The following is a 15354-nucleotide window of genomic DNA, read 5'->3' on the forward strand; positions in this document are numbered from 1 at the left end:
CGGCTCCCGCCCCCGCTCCCTCCACTACATTGGCCCCGGGTGTGCCGGCGGGACGGCGGAGCGGGTCCGAGACCACCGGCAACGTAGGAGGGGCCCGAAGTGGAACTGAACGACGCGCGAACCCAGCACGCCCACCCCCACCTCCCCCCGCCCCGCGCCCCTTCCACCTCCCCACCTGGGCCACCGCCCCCCGCCCGCAGACCCCGCCCGGCATCTACCGGCAGCACCACACCCCGTACGACCCGAAGAAGGCGGGGGACGCGGAGACCCCGGCGGGGCCACTGCTGCTGCGGGCGGCGCTGAACCTGGTGGTGGCCTGGTTCGTCTTCATCTACGGCCGCGGCTTCGCGCTCTCCGGCCTCGGCATGCTGGGGCTCGGAGACCTGCCGACCACGCCCACCATCCTGCTCGCGTTGCTGGTGAACCTGCTGGTCATCGCCCTGGTCATCAGGATCTTCGGCCGCATGGGCCGCTGGCGCGAAGTCGGCCGCCGTTTCCTGCTGCCGCTGGTCTCCCGCACCGTCACCGAAGTGCCCCCCGAGCCCGAGGCCGCGCCCGTCGTGGACGTGTGGGCGGAGTTGCGGCCCGCCGGCGAGGCGGTGCGGCGGCTGGAGGCCGAGCCGGTGGGCGACGTGGACTACGTGCGGCTGCACCAGGCCTGGCGGAGTGTCGGCGCGGACCCGGCCGGCCGCCACGAGTTCGCCGCGCAGGTGGGCAGTCGCGGTGCGGCCGCCTGCGCGCACCCGTCCGAGCAGCGGGACCTGCCGGGCGGGCGGGCCGCGCGGCACGACCTGATGGTGCGTCAGGTACGGCTGGGCACCGCGCAGGACGTGCCGAAGAACCCGGTGACGCACCGCAACGCGGGCTTCGCGCTGGACCCCGCGCTGCTCGGCACCTCGCTGCTCGCGGTCGGCCCGGCCGGCACCGGCAAGACGGCGGCGTTGGCCCGCCCGGTCGCCGAGGCGCTGTGCCTGCAGGCGCTGGCCGGCGCGGCCTGCGCGGTGGTGGTCGGGGCGTCGGACGCGGACCTCGGCCCGGACGACTGGTACGACGTGGTGATCGCCCCCGGCGACCCGTCGGCCCCGTACGGCCTGGACCTGTACGGTGCGGCGCCGAGCCCGGACGAGGCGGCGGCCCGGCTGGCGGACGCGCTGCTGCCGGACGAGCTGGCCCCGCGCGCGGAGAGCGCGCGGACCGCGATGCAGCAGGTGGTCGGGCCGTTCCGGGCGGCGTACGGCCGCTATCCGGGGGTGCGGGAGCTGCGCGCACTGCTGGCCGGGGACGCGGACGGCTGGGCGGAGCTCGCGGAGAACCTGCAGAAGTCGGGCCGCCGGCCGGAGTTCGAGGCCGACGTGCAGCAGCGCGAGCGGATGCACGGCCGGGTGGACGACCCGGGCGCGCTGCTCGCGGACCGGCTGGCGCTGCTGGACCGTCCCGCGCTGGCGCCCGGTTTCTCCGGCGGCCCGGACGCCAAGCCGGCGTTCGCGATGCGCGCGCTGGAGCACCCGCTGCGGGTGCGGGTGAAGCTGCCGGAGCGCAGCCACCCGGAGGCCGCCCGGATGCTGTCGCGGCTGCTGCTGGGCCAGTTCACCCAGGCCGCCGCCGACCGGGGCGACCGGGAGCTGTTCGCCGGCCTGGTGCTGGACGACGCCACCGCCGCCGTGGACGCCCAGACGATCCGCGGCATCCAGCGGCTGCGCGGCGCCAACGCGGGCGTGGTGCTGCTGCTGCGCACCCTGTCGGACCTGCCGGAGGCGCTGCGCGCGCCGCTGTTCGGCGCGGTCGGCAACCGGATGGCCTTCCCCGGCATCGCGCCGTGGGACGGCCGGCTGTTCTCCGAGGCCTGGGGCACCCACCTGGTCCGGGAGACCGCCGTCACGCACACCCCGGACACCTCGGGGGGGACGATGCGGCGGGCCGGCCGGATGGTGCGCAAGGCGCTGTCGGGCACCACCGCGCAGACCGAGTCCGTCACCACCCGGGACGTCGAGCGGCACCGCTGGTCGCCGTCCGACCTGGCGCACGCGCTGCCGTCCGGGCACGCGGTGATCTCGCTGACCTCGGTGACGGGGGAGCAGGTGCCGCCGCTGCTGGTGGACCTGCGGCACTGACGGCCGGAGTCGCGGGGCGGTCAGCATTGGGTCACGGAAGGTACGGACCGGCGGATTTCGGCATCCCGGCTTGTCCGGAGCGTCCATAATGGGGGGAGAACCCTCACTCGCCCGGTCGCAACGGCGCGACCAGGTCGAACCACCGAAGGTGCCATGCCCCCCACACTCGCCTCCGTCGTCCGCACCAGCACGCTCCACCTGACGGTCCTGGCCGGCGCGGACCACCTGGAACGCCCGGTCCGCTGGGTGCACACCAGCGAGCTGGACGACCCCACCCCGTTCCTCGAGGGCGGCGAGCTGCTCCTCACCACCGGCATCAAGCTCGGCAAGAGCGCCGCCGGCCTGCAGGCCTACGTGCACCGGCTGGCCGACGCCGGCGTGGTCGGGCTCGGCCTGGGCGTCGGCCTCTCGCACACCGAGGTGCCGCAGGCCCTGGTGGACGCCGCCGCGCAGCGCGGGCTGCCGCTGCTGCGGGTGCCCGAGGCGACGCCGTTCATCGCGATCTCGAAGGCGGTGTCGGCGGCCCTCGCCGCCGAGCAGTACGAGGCCGTCACCACCAGCTTCGAGGCGCAGGAGGAGCTGACCCGGGCCGCGCTCGGCAAGGACGGCACCACCGCGGTGGTCCGCCGGCTGGCCGCCCGGCTGGGCGGCTGGGCCGCGCTGTACGACGGCTCGGGCGCGCTGTCCGCGGTCGCCCCGGACTGGGCCGCCCGCCGGGCCGGCCGGCTGGCCGCCGAGGTGGACCGGCTGCGCCGCCGCCCCGCGCCGTCCAGTGCCGCGCTGCAGGGCCGGGCCGGGACCATCGACACCGCCGACGAGGACTACGTGGTGGTGCAGTCGCTGGGCGCGGACCGCCGCCCGCGCGGCTTCCTCGCCGTCGGCACCGAGGACCGCATCACCCCGACCGAGCGGTACGTGCTGAACGCCGCCGTCGCCCTGCTCACCCTCACCCTGGAGCGCTCCCGGGAGCTGCGGCAGGCCGAGGAGAAGATGGGCGCGGCGCTGCTGCGGATGGTGCTGGCCGGCGAGGTCGGCACCGCCCGCCAGGTGGCCGCCGGCCTGTTCGGCGGCCTGCCGGAGGGCACCGTCCGGGTGCTGGTGGCCGCTGCCGGGCCCGGCCCGGAGGCCGCCGAGGCGCTCGGCGAGCTCGGCGACCGCGCCGAGCAGGCGGGCGGCAAGGTCGGCGAGAAGCTGCTGGTGGCCCGGGAGGACGGCGCGCACGGCCCGCGCCTGATGGTGCTCGCGCTGGACAACGGCTCGGTGCACCGGGCCTGCCTGGGTGCGGTCGAGGAGCACGAGGGCCTGGCACTGGGCGTCTCCGCCCCCGCCGCGCTGGAGGACGCCGGCACCGCGCACGCCCAGGCCGAGCGCGCCCTCGCGGTCGCCCAGCGCGGCGGCCGCCGGACGGTCGACCACGAGGAGGTCGGCGCCGGCTCGCTGCTGCCGCTGCTCGGCGAGGAGGCCGTGACCGCGTTCGCGGAGGGCCTGCTGCGCCCGCTGCGCGACCACGACCGGACCGCCCGCGGCGACCTGGTCGCCTCGCTGCGGGCCTGGCTGTCCCGGCACGGCCAGTGGGACGCGGCCGCCGCCGACCTCGGCGTGCACCGGCACACCCTGCGCTACCGGATGCGCCGGGTCGAGGAGCTGCTGGGCCGCTCGCTGGACGACACGGACGTCCGGATGGAGCTGTGGCTGGCGCTGCGGGCGGGCGAGGACTGAGCCCCGCCCCGGACGGGCCTGTCCTGTCCGTAGAAATCGACGGGCTGCTTTCCTCCCGTCCGTCCAATCGGAAAGCCGTCCCCCTCCCCCTACCGTGAACGGGAAAGCGAAGCATTCGAGGGAAGGGGCCGGTGCGACCGTGACCACCACGTACGAGTTCTGGTTGGCCGGGCAGCGGGCGAGCGGCGAGGCGGACTTCGAGGTCCGCCACCCGCACGACGGCAGCCTGGTGGCGAAGGTCAGTGTGCCGACCGACGCGCAGGTGGAGGAGGCCGTCGCGGCCGCCGCCGCCGCGGTTCCGGTGTTCGCCGCGACCCCGGCGCACGTGCGCGCCGCCGCGCTGGACCACGTCGCGAAGCGGCTGGCGGAGCGCACCGAGGAGATCGCCCAGCTGATCACCGCCGAGAACGGCAAGCCGATCAAGTGGGCGCGCGGCGAGATGGGCCGTGCCGTGTCGGTGTTCCGCTGGGCCGCCGAGGAGGCCCGCCGGACCAACGGCGAGACCATGCGCCTGGACACCGACCCGGGCGGCACCGGCCGCTACGCGCTGGTGCGCCGCTTCCCGCGCGGCGTCGTGCTGGGCATCGCGCCGTTCAACTTCCCGCTGAACCTGGTGGCCCACAAGCTGGCACCGGCGATCGCGGTCGGCGCGCCGATCATCCTGAAGCCCGCGCCGGCGACCCCGCTGTCCGCGATGGTGCTGGGCGAGATCCTGGCCGAGACGGACCTGCCGGCCGGCTCCTGGAGCATCCTGCCGGTCGAGAACGCCAAGATGCCCGCGCTGGTGCAGGACAAGCGCCTGCCGGTGATCTCGTTCACCGGTTCGGACAAGGTCGGCTACCAGATCATGGACTCGGTGCCGCGCAAGCACGTCACCCTGGAGCTCGGCGGCAACGCCGCGGCCGTGGTGCTGGCGGACTGGAGCTCCGAGGCGGACCTCGACTGGGCCGCGACCCGGATCGCGCTGTTCGCGAACTACCAGGGCGGCCAGTCCTGCATCTCGGTGCAGCGGGTGATCGCCGACGCGAGCGTCTACGACCGCCTGGTGGAGAAGGTCGTCGCCAAGGTGCAGGCCCAGGTGACCGGCGACCCGCGCGACGAGGCCACCGACGTCGGCCCGCTGGTGGACGAGAACGCCGCCAAGCGCGTCGAGTCCTGGGTCGAGGACGCCGTCGCCAAGGGCGCGAAGGTGCTCACCGGCGGCAAGCGGGACGGCGCCGCCTACGCGCCGACCGTGCTCGCCGACCTGCCGGAGAACGCCATCCTGGCGAAGTCCGAGGTGTTCGGCCCGGTGCTGTCGCTGCACAAGGCGTCCTCCACGGACGAGGCCTTCGCGATGGTCAACGACTCCGACTTCGGCCTGCAGGCGGGCGTCTTCACGCACGACGTGCAGACCGCCTTCCGCGCCCACCGCGAGCTGGAGGTCGGCGGCGTGGTGATCGGCGACGCGCCGTCCTACCGCGCCGACCAGATGCCGTACGGCGGCGTGAAGGACTCCGGCGTGGGCCGCGAGGGCGTCCGCTACGCGATGGACGACTTCACCTTCGAGAAGGTCATGGTGCTGACCGGCCTCGACCTCTGATCGAGCCCGCTCCCGACGCCCCGTCACCGCGCAAGCGGCGGCGGGGCGTTCGCGCACCTGGCCCCCGGGAGCGGGCCGCCGCCCGCGGTGGAGTCCTCGTTCGCGGCGAGCGGCACCCCGGAAGGCGTCGGCCAGGCCGTGCCGACGGGCCCGGGCGGCGCGCGCGAGCCGGGTCGGCACGCTCACCGGGAGCGGCGGCAACAGCTTCCGCGGCGCGATAGTGCACGAGTCCGATTCGCCGGAGTTCGCCGAGCTGCGCGGCGTCGCGGGCGTGTTCGAGCGGGAGACCTCGGCGGACGGCGACGCCGCGGGGAAGCTCTGGGCCTGGCGGTGACCACCGCACCGCACCCGCCACAATGGGGGCATGAACTCGCTCGCCCATCCGCAGCTGCGCTTCACTCCGACCGTCGCCGACCCGGACGGGCCGCGGGAGTTGGTCATCCTCGGCTCGACCGGTTCGATCGGCACCCAGGCCATCGACGTGGTGCTCCGCAACCCCGAGCGGTTCACGGTGGTCGCGCTGTCCGCGGCCGGCGGCCGGGTGGAGCTGCTCGCCGAGCAGGCCGTCGCGCTGGGCGTGCACACCGTCGCCGTGGCCGACCCGGCCGCCGAGGGGCCGCTGCGCGAGGCGCTGGCGGCCAAGGCGCAGGGCGCGCCGCTGCCGCGGGTGCTGGTCGGCCCGGACGCGGCGACCGAGCTGGCGGCGACGGAGTGCCACTCGGTGCTGAACGGCATCACCGGTTCGATCGGCCTGGCGCCGACGCTGGCCGCGCTGCGGGCCGGCCGGGTGCTGGTACTGGCGAACAAGGAGTCGCTGATCGTCGGCGGCCCGCTGGTGAAGGCGGTGGCGAAGCCCGGCCAGATCGTGCCGGTGGACTCCGAGCACGCCGCGCTGTTCCAGGCGCTGGCCGGCGGCACCCGCGCCGAGGTCCGCAAGCTCGTGGTGACCGCCAGCGGCGGCCCGTTCCGCAACCGCACCCGCGAGCAGCTGGCCGGTGTCACGCCGTCCGACGCGCTGGCGCACCCGACCTGGGCGATGGGCCCGGTGGTGACGATCAACTCGGCGACCCTGGTGAACAAGGGCCTGGAGGTGATCGAGGCGCACCTGCTGTACGACGTGCCGTTCGACCGGATCGAGGTCGTCGTCCATCCGCAGTCGGTCGTTCATTCGATGGTGGAGTTCCTGGACGGCTCGACCCTCGCCCAGGCCAGCCCGCCGGACATGCGGATGCCGATCGCGCTGGGCCTCGGCTGGCCGGACCGGGTGCCGGACGCCGCCCCCGGCTGCGACTGGACGAAGGCCGCGACCTGGGAGTTCTTCCCGCTCGACAACGAGGCCTTCCCGGCGGTCGAGCTGGCCCGCGAGGTCGGTACGCTCGGCGGGACCGCCCCGGCGGTCTTCAACGCCGCCAACGAGGAATGTGTGGACGCTTTCCTGAAGGGCGCGCTGCCCTTCACCGGAATCGTGGACACTGTGGCGAAGGTGGTCGCCGAACACGGCGCCCCGCAGTCGGGAACTTCGCTCACGGTGGAGGACGTACTCCACGCGGAGAGCTGGGCCCGGGCCCGGGCCCGCGAGCTGGCGGCCGGCTGAGGCAGTAGGACGACGGAGGCGACGCGGTGGACAAGCTGATGTGGGTGTTGGGCGTCCTGATCTTCGTGGTCGGGTTGCTGTTCTCGATCGCCTGGCACGAACTCGGCCACCTCTCCACCGCGAAGCTGTTCGGCATCCGGGTGCCCCAGTACATGGTCGGCTTCGGGAAGACCATCTGGTCCGTCAAGCGCGGCGAGACCGAGTACGGCCTGAAGGCGATCCCGTTCGGCGGCTACATCCGGATGATCGGCATGTTCCCGCCCGGGGCGGACGGCCGGATAACGAAGCGCTCCAGCTCGCCCTGGCGGACCATGATCGAGGACGCCCGGGCGGCGTCCTACGAGGAGATCGAGCCCGGCGACGAGAACCGGCTGTTCTACACCCGCAAGCCGTGGAAGCGGGTCATCGTCATGTTCGCCGGCCCGGGCATGAACCTGGTGCTGTCGATCGGCCTGTTCCTGACCCTGTTCATGGGCATCGGCATCCAGCAGTCGGTGCCCACCGTGCAGTCCGTCAGCGAGTGCGTGGTGCCGGTCGGCGCCAAGACCGACACCTGCGAGCCCGGCGCCGAGAAGACCCCCGCCAACCTGGCGGGCCTGCGGGCCGGCGACACCGTGCTGAGCTTCGGCGGCGTGCCGATCCACGACTACCCGCAGCTGTCCAACCTGATCCGGGACTCGGCCGGCAAGCACGTCGCCATCGAGGTCCGGCACAAGGACGGCAGCCTCGCCACGCTGAGTGCCGACATCAAGACCAACACCCTGCAGGCGCAGGAGAAGGACGGCACCCCGATCAAGGGGCAGACCGTCACCGCCGGCTTCCTCGGCATCACCCCCGCCACCGGCGTGCACCACCTGTCCTTCGGCGAGAGCGTCGACCAGATGGACTCGATGGCCCGGCACAGCATCGAGTCGCTGACCCAGCTGCCCGGAAAGATCCCCGGCCTGTGGCACGCCGTCGTCGACGGCACCCCGCGCGACACCGACTCGCCGATCGGCATGGTCGGCGCCGCCCGGCTCGGCGGCGACGTCTTCGCGATGGACCTGCCCGCCACCCAGCAGCTCGCCTTCACCGTCCAGCTGCTGGCCGGCATCAACCTGATGCTGTTCCTGTTCAACATGCTGCCGCTGCTCCCGCTGGACGGCGGCCACATCGCCGGCGCCCTGTGGGAGTCGCTGCGCCGCGCCGCCGCCCGGCTGCTGCGCCGCCCCGACCCCGGCCCGTTCGACGTGGCCCGGCTGATGCCGCTGGCCTACGTGGTGGCCGGGGTGTTCATCTGCTTCACCGCCCTGGTGATGGCAGCCGACATCGTCAACCCGGTGCGCCTCAACTAGTCGCGCCACCACGGCCGGGTGTGCTCCGCCGCCCGGCCGTGCCGTACCGTTGGACGCCGGGCGCGCCGGTTGCGGCGCGCGTCGGCTCACCGAATTTCTGCAGAGGAAACACTGCGCACATGACCGCGATCTCGCTCGGTATCCCCTCCCTGCCGCTCAAGCCGCTGGCCAAGCGCCGGTACTCGCGGCAGATCATGGTCGGCAACGTACCGGTGGGCGGCGACGCGCCGGTCTCGGTGCAGTCGATGACCACCACGCTGACCTCCGACGTCAACGCGACGCTCCAGCAGATCGCCGAGCTGACGGCCTCGGGCTGCCAGATCGTCCGGGTCGCGGTCCCCTCGCAGGACGACGCCGACGCGCTGCCGATCATCGCCAAGAAGTCGCAGATCCCGGTGATCGCCGACATCCACTTCCAGCCCAAGTACGTGTTCGCCGCGATCGACGCCGGCTGCGCCGCGGTGCGCGTCAACCCGGGCAACATCAAGGCCTTCGACGACAAGGTCGGCGAGATCGCCAAGGCCGCCAAGGACGCCGGCGTGCCGATCCGGATCGGCGTCAACGCCGGCTCGCTCGACAAGCGCCTGCTGGAGAAGTACGGCCGGGCCACCCCCGAGGCGCTGGTGGAGTCCGCGCTGTGGGAGTGCTCGCTGTTCGAGGAGCACGACTTCCGCGACATCAAGATCTCGGTCAAGCACAACGACCCGGTCGTGATGATCAACGCCTACCGGCAGCTCGCCGCCGCCTGCGACTACCCGCTGCACCTGGGCGTCACCGAGGCCGGCCCCGCCTTCCAGGGCACCATCAAGTCCGCGGTGGCGTTCGGCGCGCTGCTCGCCGAGGGCATCGGCGACACCATCCGGGTCTCGCTGTCCGCCCCGCCGGCCGAGGAGATCAAGGTCGGCAACCAGATCCTGGAGTCGCTGGGCCTGCGCGAACGCGGCCTGGAGATCGTCTCCTGCCCGTCCTGCGGCCGCGCCCAGGTGGACGTCTACAAGCTCGCCGAGGAGGTCACCGCCGGCCTGGAGGGCATGGAGGTGCCGCTGCGGGTGGCCGTCATGGGCTGTGTCGTGAACGGCCCCGGCGAGGCCCGCGAGGCCGACCTGGGCGTCGCCTCCGGCAACGGCAAGGGCCAGATCTTCGTCAAGGGCGAGGTCATCAAGACCGTCCCCGAGTCGAAGATCGTCGAGACCCTGATCGAGGAGGCCATGAAGCTGGCCGAGCAGATGCAGGAGGACGGCGTCGAGTCCGGCGCCCCCGTCGTCGTGGCCGCCGAGTGACGGTCTGAACTCCCCGGCGGGACCGTCCCCGGACGGTCCCGCCCCCGTGCGAGAGGTGCCTCCCGTGCTCGACCGAGGTGTGATGCTGCCCGGACCGTTCCAGGTCGCCCGGGCGCTGGCCGCAACCCGCGTGCTGGAGGGGCCCGACCTCGAAGAGGCGCTGGAGATCCTGCACCGCGACCCGGTCGCCAACGCCTTCGTCGCCACCCGGGTGGAGGCCGTCGGCCTCGACCCGTGGCGGCTCGGCGGCGAGATGTGGGGCTGGCACGACGCCGACGGGCGGCTCGACGCGCTGTGCTACGCCGGCGCCAACCTGGTCCCGGTCAACGCCGGCCCGGAGGCCGTCCGCGCGTTCGCCGAACGCGCCCGCCGGCAGGGCCGCCGCTGTTCCTCGATCGTCGGCCCGGCCGAAGCCACCGCCGCCCTGTGGGCGCTGCTGGAGCGCTCCTGGGGCCCGGCCCGCGACGTGCGCGGCCACCAGCCGCTGATGGCCACCTCCACGCCCGTCACCGAGGTCGAACCCGACCCGCTGGTGCGGCGGGTGCACCGCGGCGAGATCGAGGCGCTGATGCCCGCCTGCGTCGCCATGTTCACCGAGGAGGTCGGGATCTCCCCGCTGGCCGGCGACGGGGGCCTGCTCTACCAGGCCCGGGTCGCCGAACTGGTCTCCTCCGGACGGTCGTTCGCCCGCTTCGACGAGGACGGCAAGGTCGTCTTCAAGGCCGAGATCGGCGCCGTCACCGCCGGCGCCTGCCAGATCCAGGGCGTCTGGGTGGCCCCCGAGCACCGCGGCAAGCGGCTCTCCGAGAGCGGCATGGCCGCCGTCGTGAACACCGCGCTGGCCGAGGTCGCCCCCGTCGTCTCGCTGTACGTCAACGACTTCAACATCCGGGCCCGCGCCGCCTACCGCCGGGTCGGCTTCCACGAGGTCGGCGCGTTCATGAGCGTGCTGTTCTGACGCACCGTCAGCGGCTCGACGGGTCGCGCAGCGGCAGGTGGGCGCCCATCACCGCGTACGGGCGCACCGTGTTCGGGAAGCGCACCGCCGGGGCCAGGTCCCGGTAGCCGAGCGCGCGGTACAGCCGGCGGGCCGGGGTCTCCGCGTCGATCGCCGACAGGATCGAGCGGTCCAGGCCGGAGCGCTCGCACAGCGCCCGGATCAGCCGGGTGCCCACCCCCAGGCCCTGGAACTCCGGCAGCACGTGCAGCTCCGTCACCGCGAACACCCCGTCCAGCCAGTCCGCGTGGCCGCGCGCCGCCAGGTACGGCTCGATCACCGTCGACCACCAGTGGGTGCGCTGGTTGGGCATCCCGTAGCCGAACCCGACCAGCCGGCCCTCCGCCATCGCCCCCAGCGCGATCACCCCCGGCTGCAGCGCGTGCCGGCCGACGATCGGCAGCCGCACCGCCACCTCCTGCGGACCCAGGCCGAACGCGACCGCCTGGACCTCCAGCACGGCGGGCGCCCACGCCGCCAGGTCGATGGCCTCGATCGTCACCCCGGTGCGCTGCTCCATGAAGCGGGACGTTACTACCTGCCGTCGCGGGCGTCCGCGCGGCCCGTCCTCACAGCCAGGCCGCGAACTCCAGATGGAGCTCCGCGCCCGCCGCGTCGCCCCGCCGCAGCGCCGCCAGGGCGGTGTCCACGGCCCGCAGCAGGGTCCAGGCGCGGACCCGCTCGGCGGGCAGCTCCACGGCCTCCGACAGCTGCGCCAGCCGCCGCCGGGCCGCCCGCGCGGGCCCGGCGAGGCCGCCAGGGTGTCCGCCCGGTCCAGCACCAGCCGGGCCAGGTCGTACGCCCGGTCGCCGACCAGCGGCCGCGGCCCGACCGCGAGCCACGGCGCCCGGTCGGCGGCCAGCACCCGCCCGTGGTGGAAGTCCCCGTGCAGCAGCCAGCCGTCGTCGTCCGCGCCGGCCGCGACCGCCTCCAGCGCCTCGTCCACCAGCGGCGCGGCGTCCGCCGCGAGCGCGCGGTCCCGGGCGATCCGGCGGGTCAGCTGCCCGGCCCGGTCCTCCAGGGTGTCGAAGGAGTGCCCGGCCGGCGGCCGCACCCACAGGCGGCGCAGCAGGCTGGTGGCCTCCAGCGTCGCCTTCGCCTCGGCGAGCGAACGCAGCGGGATCTCGCCGTGCAGCCGCTCCAGCAGCAGCGCCCCGTCCGCCTCGTCCAGCAGCAGCACGGCCCCGCGGCCGGCCCACACCCGCAGCGCCGCCGCCTGCGCTGCCGTGCCGGGAGCGGGCCGCGGCAGCTTCACCGCCACCGGCGTGCGGTCCGCGGCCCGGTACGCGTACCCCACCAGGCTGTTCCGCCCGCCGGGCACCGCGATCCGCTCCAGCACCAGGCCCCAGGCCGCCACCCGCTCCGCGAACCGGCCCGGCAGCGCCGCCAGCCACTCCGCGTCCTGCGGACCACCTCCCGCCCGGACCGACTCGACCAGACGCTCGGGGACGGTGAACTGCGCGGGCTGTGCGGACATGCCGTCCATCATCGCCCAGGGCAGGGCGACTGCCGCGCCGGGCGCCGCCGTGGCGGGCGGACGGTCCGTCAGCTCGCGCTCGGGGACGGCGAGGGGTCGGCGGCGGCGAGGCCGGGGAGCGCGGGAGGTCGGCGCCCCAGTGGGCGGCCCGGAGGGCGGACTCGCGGAGGGCGGCGGCGGCCTGCGCGCGGAGGGCGGGGGCGGTGCACAGGTCGGCGTAGGCGGCGGTGAGCTGGGTCTCCAGGAAGGCCGCGAGCCGGCCGGCGGAGACGGCGTCGGTCACCTGGAAGGGGAGCCGGTAGCCGGGGGCGGCCGCGGTGGGGGAGACCCCGCCGGTGCTGAGCAGGCGCTGCCAGGCGTCCCGGCGGGCCTGGTGGGCGGCGTACGTGGCGCGCCCGTCCTCGCGCTGCGGGCCGACCGGCAGGAACGCGCCCACCACGCCGTACCCGTACACGGCGGCGTGCTCGGCGGCGAGCGCGGACTGCAGGGCGTCCGAGTCGGCGCTCGCCAGGGCGGCGGGCGAGGCCGAGCCGGACGGCGACGAGGACGGTGACGGGGACGGCGCGGGGTTGTCGGCGGCGACCGGGCCGGTGTCGCCGAGGGCGGCGGCGTGCGCGGCGCCGGAGGCGGACACCGCGGCGAGGGTCCTGGCGAGGGCGGGGGAGGCGGCCGCGAGGTCGGCCAGCCGCAGGCCGGCGGTGCGCCGCTCGGACGCGGCCAGGTCGGCGACCGTGCGGGCGGCGGAGGCGCTCGGGTGCGCGGTCGGCGAGGAGGCGGGCAGCGACTGGGCGAGCGCCTCCCGGTGCTGGACGACGTCCTCGCGCTGGTCGGCGAGCTGGTCCGGGGCCGCGGGGCCGGTGGCGAGCACGGCGTCGTAGTCGGCGAGGAGGGCGTCGGTGGCGGCGAGCTGGCGCAGGCGCAGCGGCCGGTCGGCGTCCTCGGCCGTCCTCCCGGTGGCGTGGGAGTGGTCGCCGGTGCAGCCGCACAGGAACTGGAGGCCGCCGAGCGCCCCGAGGGCCAGGAAGGTCCGCCGTGTGGGCGCGGGCATCGGCACTCCAGCGTGTTCGTGGGGCCGGAAGCCCCCGTCGGGAGAATCTTGACCGGAGCCGGGCTCTCCCGGCGGGAGCTTGGACCGTACCGGGTGGCTGTGACCTTCCTCGCAGCGGGGTGCTCCGCGTCCGGGTCGGAATCGGCGGTTCGGGGGTGGACCGGATAGGCTTCGCCATGAGTTAGCACCTCTGACAACAGCAGACGCGGCCGAGGAGTCACCCGGATGAGCACCACCCCCACTGACCGGCTGCGCACATTGCTGGAGCCGCTGGCAGCCGAGGCCGGGCTGGACCTCGAAGAGGTCAAGGTGACCCAGGCCGGCAGCCGCCGCCAGGTGCAGATCGACGTGGACGCCGACGGCGGCGTCGACCTGGACGCGATCGCCGAGTTCTCCCGCCTGGTCGGCCAGGCGCTGGACGACTCCGACCTGATGGGCGACGCCCCGTACCTGCTGGAGGTCGGTTCGCCGGGCGCCGAGCGCCCGCTGAACGAGCCGCGGCACTGGCGCCGGGCGACCGGCCGGCTGGCGGCGATCAAGCTGGTGGACGGCGCGGAGCTGACCGCGCGGGTGCTGGAGAGCGACGAGGACGGCGCGCTGGTCGAGGTGCAGCCGGTGAAGGGGCGCGGCCGTCCCAAGGAGCGCCGACTGGAGTTCGCGGAGATCGCGCGGGCCCGGGTGCAGGTCGAGTTCAACCGCAAGGACGAGGAACTGCTCGACGCCGCCGCCGACATCGCGGACACGGACGAAGAGGAAGAGGAGGCGTAATCGTGGACATCGACATGAGTGCCCTGCGCGGGCTGGTCACCGAGAAGGGCGTGCCGTTCGACCTGCTGGTCGAGTCGATCGAGTCGGCCCTCCTCATCGCGTACCACCGCACCGAGGGATCGCGCCGCCGGGCGCGGGTCGAGCTGAACCGCAAGACCGGCCACGTGACGGTGTGGGCGCTGGAGGACGCGGCCGAGCTGGACGAGGGCGTGGAGCCCAAGGAGTTCGACGACACCCCGAGCGGGTTCGGCCGGATCGCCGCCTCCACCGCCAAGCAGGTCATCCTGCAGCGGCTGCGGGACGCCGCGGACGACCAGACCTTCGGCGAGTACGCCGGCAAGGAGGGCGACATCGTCACCGGTGTCGTCCAGCAGGGCAACGACCCGAAGAACATCCTGGTCGACATCGGCAAGCTGGAGGCCATCCTGCCGCCGCAGGAGCAGGTCCCGGGCGAGGACTACCGGCACGGCACCCGGCTGAAGTGCTACGTGGTGGGCGTGCGGCGCGGTGTGCGCGGCCCGTCGGTCACCCTCTCGCGGACCCACCCGAACCTGGTGAAGCGGCTGTTCGCGCTGGAGGTTCCGGAGATCGCGGACGGCTCGGTGGAGATCGCGGCGATCGCCCGCGAGGCCGGCCACCGCACCAAGATCGCGGTCTGGTCGCGCAAGTCGGGCCTGAACGCCAAGGGCGCCTGCATCGGCCCGAACGGCATGCGGGTGCGCGGCGTGATGGCCGAGCTGCACGGCGAGAAGATCGACATCGTCGACTGGTCGGAGGACCCGGCCGAGATGGTCGCCTCCGCGCTGTCCCCCGCGCGGGTGACGAAGGTGGAGATCGTCGACCTGGCCCAGCGCTCCGCCCGGGTGATCGTGCCGGACTACCAGCTGTCGCTGGCGATCGGCAAGGAGGGGCAGAACGCCCGCCTGGCCGCCCGCCTCACCGGCTGGCGGATCGACATCCGCCCGGACACCGAGGCCCCGGCCGACGCCCAGTAGGGAACACGTCCGGCAGTACCAGCGTTGAAGAAAGCCTTCGGAGATCTACTCGGAGGCGGCGAGTCCCTTCGGAGGGGTAGACTTGAGCGTGTCTGGCCGGACGCATGTCCGCGCATGCCCTGAACGCACCTGCGTGGGCTGCCGCAAGCGCGCGGCCAAGCACGAGCTGCTGCGTGTCGTGGCGGGCGAGGGCGAGTGCGTCCCCGATCCTCGCGGCACACTGCCGGGCCGGGGCGCGTATCTGCACCCCGTCCCGACCTGCCTCGACCTCGCGGTCCGCCGCCGGGCGTTCCCGAGGGCCCTCCGGGTCCAGGGCACGCTCGAACCCGGCGCCCTGCGGGAGTACGTCGGGGCAGGAGCAAGTCCGGCCGACGGTCAGTCGGCCCGCTGACGGGCGTCACGCCCGGCAACACGCACCAGCGCACGGCAGTGGGTACGCCGCCGTGCGC

Annotated in this window: 12 protein-coding genes and 2 pseudogenes; 11 read left to right on the forward strand and 3 right to left on the reverse strand. The window is 74.5% G+C overall.

Annotated features, from left to right (window positions below; genetic code table 11):
• The first annotated feature begins 41 nt into the window (after positions 1-41).
• The 7 genes from KCH_RS24895 (at position 42) to KCH_RS24925 (ending at position 10578) form a co-directional block, all read left to right on the forward strand.
• Positions 42-2111: an ATP-binding protein gene (locus tag KCH_RS24895; RefSeq protein WP_208865980.1), complete on the forward strand. Its 2070-nt coding sequence runs from the start codon at positions 42-44 to the stop codon at positions 2109-2111.
• Positions 2112-2264: 153 nt separating this feature from the next.
• A complete protein-coding gene (locus KCH_RS24900; RefSeq protein WP_035866641.1) occupies positions 2265-3830 on the forward strand; it encodes a PucR family transcriptional regulator in 1566 nt (521 codons plus the stop codon).
• Between the two features lie 139 nt (positions 3831-3969).
• Positions 3970-5412 (forward strand): aldehyde dehydrogenase family protein, encoded by a 1443-nt coding sequence (locus KCH_RS24905; protein WP_035866643.1) that lies wholly within the window; start codon positions 3970-3972, stop codon positions 5410-5412.
• Between the two features lie 364 nt (positions 5413-5776).
• On the forward strand, positions 5777-7006 hold the full coding sequence (gene dxr, locus KCH_RS24910) for a 1-deoxy-D-xylulose-5-phosphate reductoisomerase (RefSeq protein ID WP_035866644.1): 1230 nt from the start codon (positions 5777-5779) through the stop codon (positions 7004-7006).
• A 26-nt stretch (positions 7007-7032) separates the two neighbouring features.
• Positions 7033-8340, forward strand: a complete 1308-nt coding sequence (locus tag KCH_RS24915) for a M50 family metallopeptidase (protein ID WP_157032184.1) — start codon at positions 7033-7035, stop codon at positions 8338-8340.
• Between the two features lie 119 nt (positions 8341-8459).
• Positions 8460-9620 (forward strand): flavodoxin-dependent (E)-4-hydroxy-3-methylbut-2-enyl-diphosphate synthase, encoded by a 1161-nt coding sequence (gene ispG, locus KCH_RS24920; RefSeq protein ID WP_035866645.1) that lies wholly within the window; start codon positions 8460-8462, stop codon positions 9618-9620.
• 82 nt (positions 9621-9702) lie between these two features.
• A complete protein-coding gene (locus tag KCH_RS24925; RefSeq protein WP_051653422.1) occupies positions 9703-10578 on the forward strand; it encodes a GNAT family N-acetyltransferase in 876 nt (291 codons plus the stop codon).
• A gap of 7 nt (positions 10579-10585) precedes the next feature.
• Here the strand turns inward: KCH_RS24925 and KCH_RS44855 are convergent, their stop codons facing one another.
• The 3 genes and pseudogenes from KCH_RS44855 to KCH_RS44865 form a co-directional block, all read right to left on the reverse strand.
• The gene (locus tag KCH_RS44855; RefSeq protein ID WP_035866646.1) at positions 10586-11137 is read right to left on the reverse strand and encodes a GNAT family N-acetyltransferase; all 552 of its coding nucleotides are present in this window, start codon (positions 11135-11137) and stop codon (positions 10586-10588) included.
• 285 nt (positions 11138-11422) lie between these two features.
• Positions 11423-12106, reverse strand: a pseudogene (locus KCH_RS44860) (aminoglycoside phosphotransferase family protein); the annotation flags it as partial.
• A 169-nt stretch (positions 12107-12275) separates the two neighbouring features.
• Positions 12276-12530 (reverse strand): annotated as a pseudogene (locus tag KCH_RS44865) (DUF4439 domain-containing protein); the annotation flags it as partial.
• Between KCH_RS44865 and KCH_RS44870 the strand changes: the two are divergent.
• The 4 genes from KCH_RS44870 to KCH_RS24960 all read left to right on the forward strand — a co-directional run bounded on the left by KCH_RS44870 (position 12412) and on the right by KCH_RS24960 (position 15296).
• Entirely contained in the window at positions 12412-12972 is a 561-nt protein-coding gene (locus KCH_RS44870; protein WP_035866647.1) for a hypothetical protein, read from the forward strand. The pseudogene KCH_RS44865 and the gene KCH_RS44870 sit on opposite strands and share 119 nt — an antisense overlap.
• A gap of 395 nt (positions 12973-13367) precedes the next feature.
• Positions 13368-13910: a ribosome maturation factor RimP gene (gene rimP / locus KCH_RS24950; RefSeq protein ID WP_035866650.1), complete on the forward strand. Its 543-nt coding sequence runs from the start codon at positions 13368-13370 to the stop codon at positions 13908-13910.
• Between the two features lie 2 nt (positions 13911-13912).
• Positions 13913-14905: a transcription termination factor NusA gene (gene nusA, locus KCH_RS24955; RefSeq protein WP_035866653.1), complete on the forward strand. Its 993-nt coding sequence runs from the start codon at positions 13913-13915 to the stop codon at positions 14903-14905.
• Between the two features lie 88 nt (positions 14906-14993).
• Entirely contained in the window at positions 14994-15296 is a 303-nt protein-coding gene (locus KCH_RS24960; RefSeq protein WP_084224260.1) for a YlxR family protein, read from the forward strand.
• The last annotated feature ends 58 nt before the right edge of the window (positions 15297-15354 follow it).

The sequence above is a fragment of the Kitasatospora cheerisanensis KCTC 2395 genome (assembly GCF_000696185.1).
Classification (GTDB): Bacteria; Actinomycetota; Actinomycetes; order Streptomycetales; family Streptomycetaceae; genus Kitasatospora; species Kitasatospora cheerisanensis.